General features: G+C 64.1%; 12 protein-coding genes. 7 read left to right on the forward strand and 5 right to left on the reverse strand.

The window, feature by feature from the left end; translation table 11 throughout:
* Positions 1–37 precede the first annotated feature (37 nt).
* The 5 genes from ACXAED_RS06480 to hpaR form a co-directional block, all read right to left on the reverse strand.
* Complete coding sequence (locus ACXAED_RS06480) at positions 38–619, reverse strand: sarcosine oxidase subunit gamma (RefSeq protein ID WP_475047926.1); 582 nt, start codon at positions 617–619, stop codon at positions 38–40.
* On the reverse strand, positions 612–3,623 hold the full coding sequence (locus ACXAED_RS06485; RefSeq protein WP_475053031.1) for a sarcosine oxidase subunit alpha family protein: 3,012 nt from the start codon (positions 3,621–3,623) through the stop codon (positions 612–614). The genes ACXAED_RS06480 and ACXAED_RS06485 overlap by 8 nt, the downstream gene beginning before the upstream one ends.
* Positions 3,624–3,634: 11 nt before the next feature.
* Positions 3,635–3,922 (reverse strand): sarcosine oxidase subunit delta, encoded by a 288-nt coding sequence (locus ACXAED_RS06490; RefSeq protein WP_222504639.1) that lies wholly within the window; start codon positions 3,920–3,922, stop codon positions 3,635–3,637.
* A 16-nt stretch (positions 3,923–3,938) separates the two neighbouring features.
* Positions 3,939–5,189, reverse strand: coding sequence for a sarcosine oxidase subunit beta family protein (locus ACXAED_RS06495; RefSeq protein ID WP_475047929.1), 1,251 nt, complete (start codon positions 5,187–5,189; stop codon positions 3,939–3,941).
* Positions 5,190–5,462: 273 nt separating this feature from the next.
* Entirely contained in the window at positions 5,463–5,903 is a 441-nt protein-coding gene (gene hpaR, locus ACXAED_RS06500; RefSeq protein ID WP_475047932.1) for a homoprotocatechuate degradation operon regulator HpaR, read from the reverse strand.
* 113 nt (positions 5,904–6,016) lie between these two features.
* Here hpaR and ACXAED_RS06505 point away from each other — a divergent pair, with 113 nt between their 5' ends.
* The 7 genes from ACXAED_RS06505 to ACXAED_RS06535 all read left to right on the forward strand — a co-directional run bounded on the left by ACXAED_RS06505 (position 6,017) and on the right by ACXAED_RS06535 (position 12,874).
* On the forward strand, positions 6,017–6,412 hold the full coding sequence (locus tag ACXAED_RS06505; protein ID WP_475047935.1) for a 5-carboxymethyl-2-hydroxymuconate Delta-isomerase: 396 nt from the start codon (positions 6,017–6,019) through the stop codon (positions 6,410–6,412).
* Complete coding sequence (gene hpaE / locus ACXAED_RS06510; RefSeq protein WP_475047938.1) at positions 6,409–7,920, forward strand: 5-carboxymethyl-2-hydroxymuconate semialdehyde dehydrogenase; 1,512 nt, start codon at positions 6,409–6,411, stop codon at positions 7,918–7,920. Before ACXAED_RS06505 ends, hpaE begins: the two co-directional genes overlap by 4 nt.
* Before the next feature lie 87 nt (positions 7,921–8,007).
* Positions 8,008–8,988: a 3,4-dihydroxyphenylacetate 2,3-dioxygenase gene (hpaD, locus tag ACXAED_RS06515; RefSeq protein WP_475047941.1), complete on the forward strand. Its 981-nt coding sequence runs from the start codon at positions 8,008–8,010 to the stop codon at positions 8,986–8,988.
* A gap of 39 nt (positions 8,989–9,027) precedes the next feature.
* Positions 9,028–10,440, forward strand: a complete 1,413-nt coding sequence (locus ACXAED_RS06520) for a pyridoxal phosphate-dependent decarboxylase family protein (RefSeq protein WP_475047944.1) — start codon at positions 9,028–9,030, stop codon at positions 10,438–10,440.
* Complete coding sequence (locus tag ACXAED_RS06525) at positions 10,440–11,291, forward strand: fumarylacetoacetate hydrolase family protein (RefSeq protein ID WP_475047947.1); 852 nt, start codon at positions 10,440–10,442, stop codon at positions 11,289–11,291. The genes ACXAED_RS06520 and ACXAED_RS06525 overlap by 1 nt, the downstream gene beginning before the upstream one ends.
* On the forward strand, positions 11,288–12,088 hold the full coding sequence (gene hpaH, locus ACXAED_RS06530; protein WP_475047949.1) for a 2-oxo-hept-4-ene-1,7-dioate hydratase: 801 nt from the start codon (positions 11,288–11,290) through the stop codon (positions 12,086–12,088). Before ACXAED_RS06525 ends, hpaH begins: the two co-directional genes overlap by 4 nt.
* 15 nt (positions 12,089–12,103) lie before the next feature.
* Entirely contained in the window at positions 12,104–12,874 is a 771-nt protein-coding gene (locus ACXAED_RS06535) for an aldolase/citrate lyase family protein (RefSeq protein WP_475047952.1), read from the forward strand.
* The last annotated feature ends 10 nt before the right edge of the window (positions 12,875–12,884 follow it).

The raw sequence follows: 12,884 nt of genomic DNA on the forward strand, positions 1-12,884 counted from the left end.
GCTGGCCGGGCGCTGTTTGTCTTCGCTCGCTTCTCTCTTAGATAACCGATTTCGCCGCTGCAACCAGCGCGTGATGCAGCGACCCGGCTGACGACCGCGGGCCGATGATCGAATATCCTTGGCCGGGTGTCTGGCACAGCAGGAAGACGCCCAGATGCTCCATCGAAGTCCGGGTGGCATCGCCGCGTTTGCCTGCACGGACATTGGCATTGCACAGCCGCTCCAGCACATCAAAGCAGCGCGGGCCCTCCATGTCGAAACGGCACCAGCCGTCGGTCTGCTCCACCACGGAGCCTGCCTCGCCGACCGCCTGCTTCAGCTCGCCCGCCATCAGCTCGTGACTGTCATGCGACGCAGACACCATCCACAGGTCCGGCCCCATCCACCAGGCGGAGAAGACGCCGGTCTCATTCCAGCTGGCAGGCTCAGGCAGAGCGCCGCCCAGGAACCCTTTAGCAGCGGACTTCATTGCCCCCTCCTGCCCTTGACGCGCGCCCAGCGAGGCCAGTGCCCGATCAGTGATTTCACGGATCAGCAGACCGGTGAAGGCGTCCACCTGCGGTTCATGCCCGCCCAGCGGGGAAATGGCCTTCAGACCATGATTATCGAACTTACCCACGGAGACGCTCCCCTTCCGGATCCACAAAATGCGCGCTGACAACTTCGACCTGGTTTTCCTTGCCCTCCAGCGGGTTGACCGCGCGGATCACCTCACCCTTGCGCACATCGCCGCTTTTCAGAAACCCGATCCCGATCGAGCATCCCAGCACCGGCGAATAGGCGGCTGAGGTGATATAACCCTGATCGGTGGCCGCGCTGACCTCGCCATCGGCGTTCATCAGATGCGCCCCGGCCTGCACCGGATCTGCGGCATTCACCGGCTTGAAGCCAACCAGTTTCAGCGCATCGTCCTGGTTCATGCCTTCACGCTCGCTCAGCACGTTCCCGATGCAGTCCTTCTTCTTGCTGACCATCCGGCCCATGCCAAGGTTCAGCGCCGACGTGGTGCCGTTCAGCTCATTACCCGCGGCATGGCCCTTCTCGATCCGCATGACGCCCAGCGCCTCGGTGCCGTAAGGCACTGCGCCAAACTCCTCGCCCGCTTCCATCAGCTTGCGGATCATCGCATCGCCATAGCGGGTCGGAACCGCGATCTCATAGGCCAGCTCGCCCGAGAAGGAGATCCTGAACAGCCGCGCCCGGCAGCCGCCCGCCACGGTGATCTCACCGCAGCCCATGAACGGAAACGCCTCGTTCGAGATGTCGAACTCAGGGTCCACGACCTTCTGCAGCAGCTTGCGGGCATTCGGACCCGCCACCGCGAACTGTGCCCAGGCCTCGGTGGTCGAGATCAGCTGCACATCCATGTCAGGGAACAGGCACTGGCGCGCAAATTCCATGTTGCGGTAGACCAGAACTGCGTTGGCGGTGGTGGTGGTCACCACGAAATGATCCTCGGCAAAACGCGCCGCGGTGCCGTCGTCATAGGCAATGCCGTCCTCGCGCAGCATGAGGCCATAGCGGACCTTGCCCACCGGCAGCTTGGCAAAGGCGTTGGCGTACATCTTGTTCAGGAACTCGGCGGCATCTTTGCCCTGCACGTCGATCTTGCCCAGCGTGGTCACGTCGCAGATGCCGACGGAATTACGGGTTTGCAGCACCTCGCGGTCCACCGACTGGCGCCAATGGGTTTCGCCTGCCTTGGGGAACCATTGGGCGCGCAGCCACTGGCCCACCTCGACAAACACCGCACCCTGCTCCTCGGCCCATTTGTGGCTGGGGGTCTTGCGGGTGGGGCGGAACTCTTCGCCGATCGAGCGGCCTGCCATCACACCGAACGAAACCGGCGTATAGGGCGGGCGGAACATGGTGGTGCCGACTTCGGGGATCTGCTTGCCCGCCAGCTCCGCCATGATCGCCAGACCGCCCATGTTGGAGGTCTTGCCCTGATCGGTCGCCATGCCAAGGGTGGTGTAGCGCTTCAGGTGCTCGACTGAGCGGAAGTTCTCCTGATGCGCCAGCTTCACGTCCTTGACGGTGACGTCGTTCTGCTGATCCAGCCAGGCGCGGCCCTTGCCTTCCTTCACATACCAGAAGGGGGTCACGTTGACAGGCGCATCCTCGGCCTCGGGAAGATCGCCTGCCTTGGCCTCGATCCCCAGCTCCGACAGCGCAGCCACGGCGCCGTCGGCACCTGCGCGCAGCGCGGCAGCGGTGGAGAAATCGCCGTTGGCGGCACCGGCCACAGACATGTTTTGCGGCAGTGTCCCCGCGGGGACAAAGGCGGCAATATCCTCGCGCCAGGCCGGGCGGCCGCGCTGGTGGCAGGTCAGATGCACGTTCGGGTTCCAGCCGCCCGACACCGCCAGCGCACCGCAAGGCACGTCGCGAGTGCTGCCATTGGCCAGACGCACCCGCGCCCACTCCAGCCCCAGCCGGCCTTTGGTGTCGATCACCTGAGCCCCGGCAAACAGCTCGGCGCCTTCGACCTTAGGCGCATCAGCGCGGGTGTCGATCACCGCCGTCACCTTCACGCCCTTGGCGATCAGGTCCGCAGCTGTGCGGTGGCCGTCGTCATTGTTGGTGAACACCGCAACCGTCTGATCCGGCGTCACCGCCCAGCGGTTGGCATATGCCCGTACGGCACCCGCCAGCATCACGCCGGGACGGTCGTTGTTCTCAAACGCGATGGGCCGTTCGGTGGCACCCGCCGCCAGCATTGCCCGCTTGGAATAGATCCGCCACAGGATCTGCCGCGGCTTGCCCGCTTCCGGCGCCAGCACGTGGTCAGACACACGCTCCACCGCGCCATAGATGCCGTGATCATAGGCCCCGATGATGGTGGTGCGCGGCATCACCCGCACGTTCGGCATTGCGGCCAGCTCTGCCTGCACCTGCGCAACCCAGGCCGCACCGGTCAGATCGCCGATGCCAAAGGTCTCGGCATTGAGGCGCCCGCCCAGCAGGAAGTCCTCATCGGCAAGGATCACCTGCGCCCCGGCCCGGCCAGCGGTCAGCGCCGCCATCAGGCCGGTGGGGCCAGCGCCGATCACCAGCAGGTCGCAATGCAGGAAACCCTTGTCATAGGCATCCGGATCGGCCTCAAAGCTGATGCTGCCGAGGCCTGCCGCCTTGCGGATGATGGGTTCGTACAGTTTCTCCCAGAACGCGGCCGGCCACATGAAGGTCTTGTAGTAGAAGCCCGCGGTCAGGAAGTTTGAGAACCGGTCATTGACCGCCATGAAGTCATGCTTCAGGGACGGCCAGCGGTTCTGCGAATTCGCCTCCAGCCCCTCATACAGCTCTGCCACGGTGGCGCGGGTGTTCGGCTCCTGCCGCCCGCCGCTGCGCAGCTCGACCAGTGCATTCGGCTCTTCCGAACCGGAGGTCAGAGGCCCGCGCGGACGGTGGTACTTGAACGAACGGCCCATCAGCCGCACGCCGTTTGCCAGCAGGGCCGAGGCCAGCGTATCGCCCTCAAATCCCTTGTAACGCTTGCCGTCAAAGGTGAAGCTCAGCGCCTTGCTGCCCTTAATCAGCCCGCCATCCAGGCGGTTGACCTGCACGCCCTTGCGGGCGCCCGTGCTGCCGTCGGCCTGAAAGGCCACGCGGCCGGCATTCATCACTGCGTCAGTCATTTGCTGCGCCCCCTTGCCCGGGCCACATCACGGGCCAGTTCGACATTCAGGATTTCATGGGTCACGGTGTTGCGGGTCACCACCAGCCAGGACCGGTCGCCCTGCTCGTGGAACCACAGCTCGCGGTGCTCGCCCGCCGGGTTGTCGCGCAGGTACAGGTAGTCGTGGAACTGATCCGCCGCATTTTCGGCCTGCCAGTCGGGACGGTCGATCAAGGCTGCATCGCCCAGATAGGTGAACTCCTGGCTGTCCCGCGGCCCGAGGATCGGATGGTTGATAATCATCGCTGCTGTCCTTTCCTCAGTGCAGGTTCGGCTGGGCGCCCTGGCCCTTTTCGTCGATCATGCAGCCGCGGCGGAACCGGTCGAGCCGGTAGGCCGTGGCCACCTTGTGCGGGGTATCGGTCGCCAGCAGATGCGCGTAGCACCAGCCCGAGGCCGGGGTCGCCTTGAACCCGCCGTAGCACCAGCCGCCGTTGAAATAGAGGCCGTCGATATGGGTCCTGTCGATGAAGGGGGAGCCGTCCATCGACATGTCCATGATGCCGCCCCAGCTGCGCAGCATCCGCACCCGGCCCAGCGCTGGGATCAGTGCCATGCCGCCTTCCATCACGTCCTCGACCACCGGCAGGTTGCCGCGCTGCGCATAGGAATTGTACATGTCCAGATCGCCGCCAAAGACCAGCCCGCCCTTGTCCGACTGGCTGCAATAGAAATGGCCCGCGCCAAAGGTGATGACCCCGTCCAGAACCGGCTTCAGCCCCTCGGACACAAAGGCCTGCAGCACGTGGCTCTCGATCGGCAGGCGCATCCCCGCCTTCTCCATCACCCGGCTGGAGGAGCCGGCCACGCAGCTCGCCACCTTGTTCGCACCGATAAAGCCCTTGGTGGTTTCCACCCCCAGGCACTTGCCGTTCTCGATCCGGAAGCCGGTGACTTCGCAGTTCTGAATGATGTCCACCCCGCGCAGGTCGGCGCCGCGAGCATAGCCCCAGGCCACCGCGTCATGGCGCACAGTGCCGCCGCGGCGATGCAGCAGCCCGCCCTTGATCGGGAAGCGCGCGTCATTGAAATTCAGGAACGGATACATCGCGCGGACGCCCTCGGTGTCCAGCAGCTCCGCGTCCGACCCGTTCAGGATCATCGCATTGCCCCGGCGCCGCGCCGCATCGCGCTGCGCGTCCGTATGCACCAGGTTCAGAATGCCGCGCTGGCTGACCATGGCGTTGTAGTTGAAGTCCTGCTCCAGCCCTTCCCACAGCTTCAGCGACAGCTCGTAGAACGGCTCGTTGCCGTCCAGCAGGTAGTTCGAGCGGATGATGGTGGTGTTGCGGCCCACGTTGCCGCCGCCGATCCAGCCCTTCTCGATCACAGCGACATTGGTGATGCCATGGTTCTTGGCCAGGTAATAGGCCGTCGCCAGCCCGTGCCCGCCACCGCCGATGATCACCACATCGTAGCTTTTCTTGGGTTCCGGATCGCGCCAGGTCGGGCGCCATCCCTTATGGCCCGTCAGGGCCTCCTTGATCACTTTCAGGCCGGAGTACCGCATGATGTCCTCATCAACTGTCCCCATAACAGTTGTTGAGAAACGCCAGTCTTCACAGAGCGATTTCGGACACCGGCCGCGCCATTTGCGTCACCAGCAGCAATTTGCCAATGCAGGTGCGGCAGCCTCTCCGTAACGCCCGCCGCAGTGCTTTTCGGTTAAATTACCGATTTTAAAGAAAAAAATCAACTACCGCTGTGAAATCACCGGCACAGGCGACGAAGCCCGGTTTGCGTCACCCGCCCCCGCATCCGCGCCAAATGCGGCAGAAACGACTCACTCCGTCAGGTCGATCTGATCCAGTTCGTTGAGCAGATCCAAAAGCGCCTCATACCGGTCCGCACCCATCTTGGCCCGGGTCCGGTTCATCAGCTCCAGACTCGCCTCAATGTTGTCGGCAATCACCTTCTCGCCCGCAGGCGCGATCCGCACCACCTGGCGGCGGCGGTCCTCCTTGTCGCGCTGGCGGCTAATCAGCTGCTTTTCCTCCAGCTTTTGCAGGATTCGCGTCAGGCTTGGCAGCAGCAGGCAGGCCTTGTCGGCAATCTGGGTCGGGTCAATCGGCCCGTCCTCCTGCACCACCCGCAGCACCCGCCACTGCTGCTCGGTCAGACCGGCACCGCTCAGCAGTGCCCGGATCGGACCCATCACACGTTCCCGCGCCCGGAGCAGAGCAATTGGCAGCGAACGGTCGGTGGTCGGCATCATCTTGGTCATACCCGAGTATCACCCCGCTTCAGGCTAAACGCAATTGCTGCTTGGATTTCTTCTGCTTGACCGGCGGTCGCCTTTTTGCTAAACATGTTAAGCAATTCAGGAGGACGCTGGAGATGCCGCATATCACGCTGGACTACTCCCCAAACATGGAGGACCGCACCGATATTGCCGCGCTCTGCCGGTGCCTGCGCCAGGCCGCTGCGGCCACCGGCGTGTTCCCGCTGGCGGGCATCCGGGTGCGTGCTTTTGCGGCCAGCCATGCCTCCATTGCCGACGGCGATCCGCAGCACGGATATATCGACATTTCCATCCGGTTGCGCGCGGGCCGTGACCTGGACACCCGCAAACGCGCCGCCCAGGCCGTGTTCCAGGCAGCCCAGTCTTTCCTGGAGCCGGCCCTGCAGGAGCACTCCATCGCACTCTCGCTTGAGATGCGCGACATCGACCCGGAGCTTTCCCCGAAATGCGGCACCATCCGCGACCACATGCAAAAGGCGGACCCGTCATGAGCGATCTGGCCACCAATACCGAAACGCTGAACCGCCACCTGGCCCGCTTCCGCACGGACGGCATACTGAACCTGATCAACGGCGAAAGCCGCCCGGCCTCCTCCGGCGCCACGTTTGAGACAACCTCGCCGGTGGATGAAAGCGTGATCTGCTCCGTCGCCAAGGGCGGAACAGAGGACATCAACGCCGCCGCCCTGGCTGCCAAGGCGGCCTTCCCCGCCTGGCGCGACATGCCTGCCTTGGAGCGCAAGAAAATCCTGCACCGCATCGCCGATCTGATCGTCGAACGCGCCGAAGAAATCGCGCTGTGCGAATGCTGGGACACCGGGCAAGCCCTTCGTTTCATGTCAAAGGCGGCGCTTCGCGGCGCCGAAAACTTCCGCTTCTTCGCGGACAAGGCCGCCGCGGCCCGCGACGGCCAGCAGCTGCAATCCCCGACGCTGATGAACGTGACCACCCGGGTGCCGATCGGCCCGGTCGGCGTCATCACTCCGTGGAACACCCCCTTCATGCTGTCCACATGGAAAATCGCGCCCGCGCTGGCGGCCGGCTGCACCGTGGTCCACAAACCAGCCGAATTCTCCCCCCTCACCGCCCGCATCCTGGCCGAAATCGCCCATGAGGCCGGCCTTCCGCCGGGCGTCTGGAATCTGGTGAACGGCCTAGGCGAGGAGGCAGGCAAGGCCCTCACCGAACACAAGGACATCAAGGCCATCGCCTTTGTCGGCGAGAGCAAGACCGGCTCGATGATCATGAAACAGGGCGCAGACACCCTGAAGCGGGTGCATTTCGAACTGGGCGGCAAGAACCCGGTGGTGGTCTTCGACGACGCCGACCTCGACCGCGCGCTCGATGCCGCGGTCTTCATGATCTACTCGCTCAACGGCGAGCGCTGCACCTCCTCCTCGCGCCTCTTGGTGCAGGAGAGCATCGCGGAGGACTTCGAGGCCAAGCTCATCGAGCGCGTCAACAGCATCAAGGTCGGCCACCCGCTGGACCCGGCCACCGAGGTCGGCCCGCTGATCCACAAGGTGCATTTCGAAAAGGTCACATCCTACTTCGAGACCGCCAAACAGGACGGCGCCACCATCGCCGCCGGCGGCATCCGCGCAGGCGATCAGGGCTGGTTCGTCCGCCCGACGCTGTTCACCAATGCCACCAACGATATGACCATCGCGCAGGAGGAAATCTTCGGCCCGGTCCTCACCGCCATCCGCTTCAAGGACGAAGATGAGGCTCTGACGTTGGCCAATGACACCCAGTACGGCCTAACTGGATACGTCTGGACCAATGACCTCACCCGCGCCCTGCGCTTCACCAACCAGCTTGAGGCCGGAATGATCTGGGTGAATTCCGAAAACGTCCGCCACCTGCCGACCCCCTTCGGGGGCGTCAAGTCCAGCGGCATCGGCCGCGACGGCGGCGACTGGTCGTTCGAGTTCTACATGGAGCAGAAACACATCGGCTTTGCCACCGGCCATCACAAGATCCCGCGCCTCGGCGCCTGATCATTTCCTCTTGCTAAAAATATCCCGGGGAGCGCGAGGGGCCGGCCCCTCGCTCCCGCACCCGGCCACAAGTGAAAGGTTCAAACCATGCCCGTCCCCGCCCCGAACCTCTACCCGCCCTTCAACATCGTGCGGCTCAGCCACGTGGAATACCACGTCACCGACCTCGCCGCCTCACGCGCCTTCTATGTGGACACGCTGGGCCTGCAAGTGACGCAGGAAGACGGCAACCGTATCTATCTCCGCGCAATGGAGGAACGCGGCCACCACTGTATCGTTCTGGCCAAGGCAAGCACTGCCTCCGTTGGCGTTCTCGGCTTCAAGCTTTATGACGAGCCCGACCTGGACAAGGCCGCAGACTTCTTCGCCTCCAAAGGCCTGCCAGTGGAGTGGATCGACCGCCCCCACCTGGGCAAAACCTTACGCACCCGCGACCCTTGGGGCATCCCGCTCGAGTTCTACGTCAAGATGGAGCGGCTGGAGCCGATTCACCAGAAATACAGGCTCTACAACGGGGTAAAACCGCTGCGCATCGACCATTTCAACATGTTCAGCGCGGATGTGGACGCCTCGGTCGCCTTCTACAACGAGATGGGCTTCCGCGTAACCGAATTCACTGAGGATGACGACAGTGGCAAGATCTGGGCCGCCTGGATGCACCGCAAGGGCGGCGTGCACGACGTGGCCTTTACGAATGGCCTCGGGCCCCGCCTGCACCACACCGCCTTCTGGGTGCCGAACCCGCTCAACATCATTGACCTTCTCGATCTGATGTCCACCACCGGCTATGTCGATAACATCGAGCGCGGCCCCGGCCGCCACGGCATCTCCAACGCGTTTTTCCTCTATGTGCGCGATCCGGACGGCCACCGGATCGAGATCTACTGCTCCGACTATCAGACCGTCGATCCGGATCTGGAGCCGATCAAATGGTCGCTCACCGACCCGCAGCGCCAGACCCTCTGGGGGGCACCTGCGCCGCGCAGCTGGTTTGAGGAAGGTTCCGTCTTTGAAGGCGCCACTCCGAAACCCAGCGCCTTGAACGCTCAGCCGATTATTGCACCCTGACACTGTCCGTGCCGATGGCACGGACAAAAGGAATACGAGATGAAATGGAATGAATTCTCCGACTGGGGCCGCAGGGTCGCGGACTGGACGCAGGACTACCACCTGACCGTCGGCGACCGCCCGGTGCGCGCCAGAACCGAACCGGGCCAAGTGCTGAACGCCCTGCCCCAAACCCCTCCCGAAGATGGCGAGGGGATGGAGGCAATCTTCCGCGACTTCGAAGACATCGTGATGCCCGGCATCACCCATTGGCAGCATCCCCGCTTCTTTGCCTATTTCACCTCCAACGCCGCCGCGCCCTCGGTGCTGGCGGAATTCCTCGCCTCCGCCATCGCGCCGCAATGCATGCTGTGGCAGACCTCGCCCGCAGCGACCGAGATGGAAACCAGGATGATGGACTGGCTGCGCCAGGCGCTGGACCTGCCGGACGAGTTCCAGGGCGTGATCCAGGACTCCGCCTCCTCAGCCACCCTCGCCGCGGTGCTGACCATGCGGGAGAAGGCGCTGAACTGGCAGGGCAACAGCCAGGGCCTGTTCGGCCAGAAAGCCCTGCGCATCTATTGCTCCTCCGAGGTCCACACCTCCATCGACCGCGCCATCTGGGTCGCAGGCATCGGCCAGCAGAACCTGATCCGCGTGCCCATCAAGGGCGATTGGCGCGGCATGGACCCAGAGGCTCTGGAGGCGGCAATCCAGGCCGACCTCGCCGCAGGCCACCAGCCTGCTGGCGTCATCCTCTGCGTTGGCGGCACCGGTGTCGGCGCCACCGACCCGGTGGACCGGGTGCTGGATGTAGCCGAAAAATACGGCCTCTATACCCATGTGGACGCCGCCTGGGCCGGCTCCGCGATGATCTGCCCGGAATACCGCCACTACTGGCCCGGCGTCGAACGCGCCGACAGCATCGTCTTCAATCCGCACAAATGGCTGGGCGTGCAGTTCGACTGCTCCGCCCATTTCCTGAAGAACCCGGACGACCTCGTCCAGACCCTCGCCATCAGCCCGGAATACCTAAAAACCCACGGCCACGACGGCATCATCAACTATTCCGAATGGTCGGTGCCGCTAGGCCGCCGCTTCCGCGCGCTCAAGATCTGGTTCCTGATCCGTACCTACGGGCTGGAGGGCCTGCGCCAGCGGCTGCGCAACCACATCAACTGGTCCAACCAGCTGCACGAAAAGCTCAAGTCAGAGCCTGATTTCCAGATTACGAGCGCGCCCATGTGGTCGCTCTGGTCGTTCCGCTATGCACCCGAGGGCGCCACAAATCTGGACGACCTGAACCTTCGGCTGGTCAATGCGATCAACGACGATGGACGCATCTACCTGACCCAGAACCGCCTCGACGGCGACCTGGTGATCCGCTTCCAGGCCGGCCAGTTTGAGACCACCGAGGCAGACGTGATGATGGCCTTCGACGTCATCACCGAAATCGCAAGGAGCCTGGCCTGATGCGTTTTGCCACCTACACTGCCGACGGCGAAAATTTCTATGGAGCAGTAAAAGACGCCGGCATGATCGCCCTGTCGCCGCAGTTCCCGGACTGGCCCACCCTGCGCGACGTGATCGCGGCGGACGGCCTGCCCGCCCTGGCACAGTCCGCCGAGGGCAAACCCGTCACCCACACGGATTTCACGTTTGAGATCCCAATCCCCAACCCGGAAAAGATCATCTGCGTCGGCGTCAACTTCCCGGACCGCAACGCGGAGTACAAGGACGGCTCTGCCCAGCCCAAGCACATGTCCCTGTTCCCCCGCTTCCCGCGCTCCTTCACTGGGGCCGAACGCCCGCTGATCCGCCCGCCGGAAAACCACACGCTGGATTACGAGGGCGAGGTCGCCGTGGTGATCGGCAAGGCAGGCCGCCGGATCAAACCGGAGGACGCTTACGATCATATCGCGGCACTAACACTGGCGAATGAGGGCACCATCCGTGACTGGGTCCGCCACGCCAAGTTCAACGTCACGCAAGGCAAGAACTGGGACGACTCCGGCGCCATCGGCCCCTGGCTGGTGCCCTTCACCGATGCCGCCCAACTGGATGAGGCCCGCATCGTCACCCGCGTGAATGGAGAGGTCCGCCAGGATGATACCCTGGCCCGCATGATGTTCCCGATCCGCGAGGAGATCGCCTATATCTCCACCTTCACCACCCTGCAGCCGGGCGACGTGATCATCACCGGCACGCCCACCGGCGCAGGCGCGCGGTTCGACCCGCCGAAATACCTGGCCCCCGGCGACGTGGTCGAGGTGGAGGTGGAAGGCATCGGCATCCTGCGCAACACGGTTGAGGATGAGACATGACCCCGGAGCAGCACCACGAAGCCGCCGAAACCCTGCTGAAAGCCGAGCAAACCGGCCAGCAATGCGGCCTGCTCTCCCTCGCTTATCCCGGCATGACACTGGATGATGCCTATGCGGTGCAAAAGGCTCTAATACAGCTAAAACTAGCCTCCGGGGGCAAGAAAATCGGCTGGAAGATCGGCCTCACCAGCCGCGCCATGCAGCAGGCGTTGAACATCACCACCCCCGACAGCGGCGTGCTGCTGGACGACATGGCGTTCGAAAACGGCAGCACCGTCCCCGCAGGCCGCTTCATCCAGCCGCGGGTGGAGGCCGAGATCGCTTTTGTTATGAAATCCCCGCTCGCAGGCGCTGACTGCACCCGCGAAGACGTGCTGGCTGCCACTGCCTATGTTGCCCCCTCACTGGAAATCCTCGACACCCGCATCCTGCGGGCTGATCCGGCAACCGGCCAGGCCCGCATCATCACCGACACCATCAGCGACAACGCCGCCAATGCAGGCGTAGTGCTGGGCGCGGAGCGCCACGCTGTTGACGCACACGACCTGCGTTGGACCGGCGCTATCGTGGCCCGGGGCGGCACGGTGGAGGAAACCGGCCTCGGCGCGGGCGTCTTGAATGACCCCGTCACCTCTGTCCTGTGGCTGGCCCGGCGGATGGCGGAATATGGACAACAGATCGAGGCCGGGGATATCGTGCTCTCAGGCTCTTTCATCCGCCCCATCGAATGCCCGCCGCGCACGGAGATCGCCGCTGATTTCGGCCCCTTCGGATCCGTATCCATCAACTTCGCCTGACAGGAGGCTCTGCCCATGCCCGCGCCCAAGAACAGCTTCAAACAGGCTCTATCACAGGGCAAACGCCAGATCGGCTGCTGGATGAGCTTTGCCGACGGCCAGATTGCCGAGATCATGGGCACCTGCGGTTTTGACTGGCTGGTGATCGACGGTGAGCATGCGCCCAATGACATCCGCTCGATCCGCGACCAGCTGATCGCGCTGGCGGCCTCCCCCAGCCATCCGGTGGTGCGGGTGCCGGTGGGCGAGACCTGGATTATCAAGCAAGTGCTTGATGCAGGCGCCCAGACGGTGCTGGTGCCGATCGTGGAAAGCGCCGAACAGGCCCGCGAGCTGGTCCGCGCCTGCCACTACCCGCCCAAGGGCGTGCGCGGCGTCGGCGCCACGGCGGCACGCGCCACCATGTTCGGCTCGGTCTCTGAGTACATCCAGACCGCCGATCAGGAGGTCTGCCTGCTGGTGCAGGTGGAAAACCGCGCCGGGATGGCCGCGCTGGACGAAATCCTGCAGGTCGAAGGCATCGACGGCGTTTTCATTGGCCCGGCGGATCTCTCCACCGACATGGGCCATCAGGGCAACTCCGCCCACCCCGATGTGCGCGCAGCAATTGCCGATGCCATCACCCGCATCAAGGCGGCAGGCATCGCCCCCGGCATCCTCGGCACGACGGAAGAAGCGACGCAGGCCTACGCAGACATGGGCGCGCAATTCCTGGCGGTCGGAATTGACGTCATGGTGCTGGCCAAGAATGCCCGCGATCTCGCCGCCAAGTGGAAGACAGACTAGACCCCAGGCG

The sequence above is a fragment of the Leisingera sp. ABM4_103 genome (assembly GCF_056158685.1).

Excerpts from the sequence above, each read along its gene's own strand:
- ACXAED_RS06485 (WP_475053031.1), bottom strand. The coding sequence starts at position 3,623 with ATGAATGCCGGCCGCGTGGCCTTTCAGGCCGACGGCAGCACGGGCGCC.
- ACXAED_RS06490 (WP_222504639.1), bottom strand. The coding sequence starts at position 3,922 with ATGATTATCAACCATCCGATCCTCGGGCCGCGGGACAGCCAGGAGTTC.
- ACXAED_RS06495 (WP_475047929.1), bottom strand. The coding sequence starts at position 5,189 with ATGCGGTACTCCGGCCTGAAAGTGATCAAGGAGGCCCTGACGGGCCAT.
- hpaR (WP_475047932.1), bottom strand. The coding sequence starts at position 5,903 with ATGACCAAGATGATGCCGACCACCGACCGTTCGCTGCCAATTGCTCTG.
- ACXAED_RS06505 (WP_475047935.1), top strand. The coding sequence starts at position 6,017 with ATGCCGCATATCACGCTGGACTACTCCCCAAACATGGAGGACCGCACC.
- hpaE (WP_475047938.1), top strand. The coding sequence starts at position 6,409 with ATGAGCGATCTGGCCACCAATACCGAAACGCTGAACCGCCACCTGGCC.
- hpaD (WP_475047941.1), top strand. The coding sequence starts at position 8,008 with ATGCCCGTCCCCGCCCCGAACCTCTACCCGCCCTTCAACATCGTGCGG.
- ACXAED_RS06520 (WP_475047944.1), top strand. The coding sequence starts at position 9,028 with ATGAAATGGAATGAATTCTCCGACTGGGGCCGCAGGGTCGCGGACTGG.
- ACXAED_RS06525 (WP_475047947.1), top strand. The coding sequence starts at position 10,440 with ATGCGTTTTGCCACCTACACTGCCGACGGCGAAAATTTCTATGGAGCA.
- hpaH (WP_475047949.1), top strand. The coding sequence starts at position 11,288 with ATGACCCCGGAGCAGCACCACGAAGCCGCCGAAACCCTGCTGAAAGCC.
- ACXAED_RS06535 (WP_475047952.1), top strand. The coding sequence starts at position 12,104 with ATGCCCGCGCCCAAGAACAGCTTCAAACAGGCTCTATCACAGGGCAAA.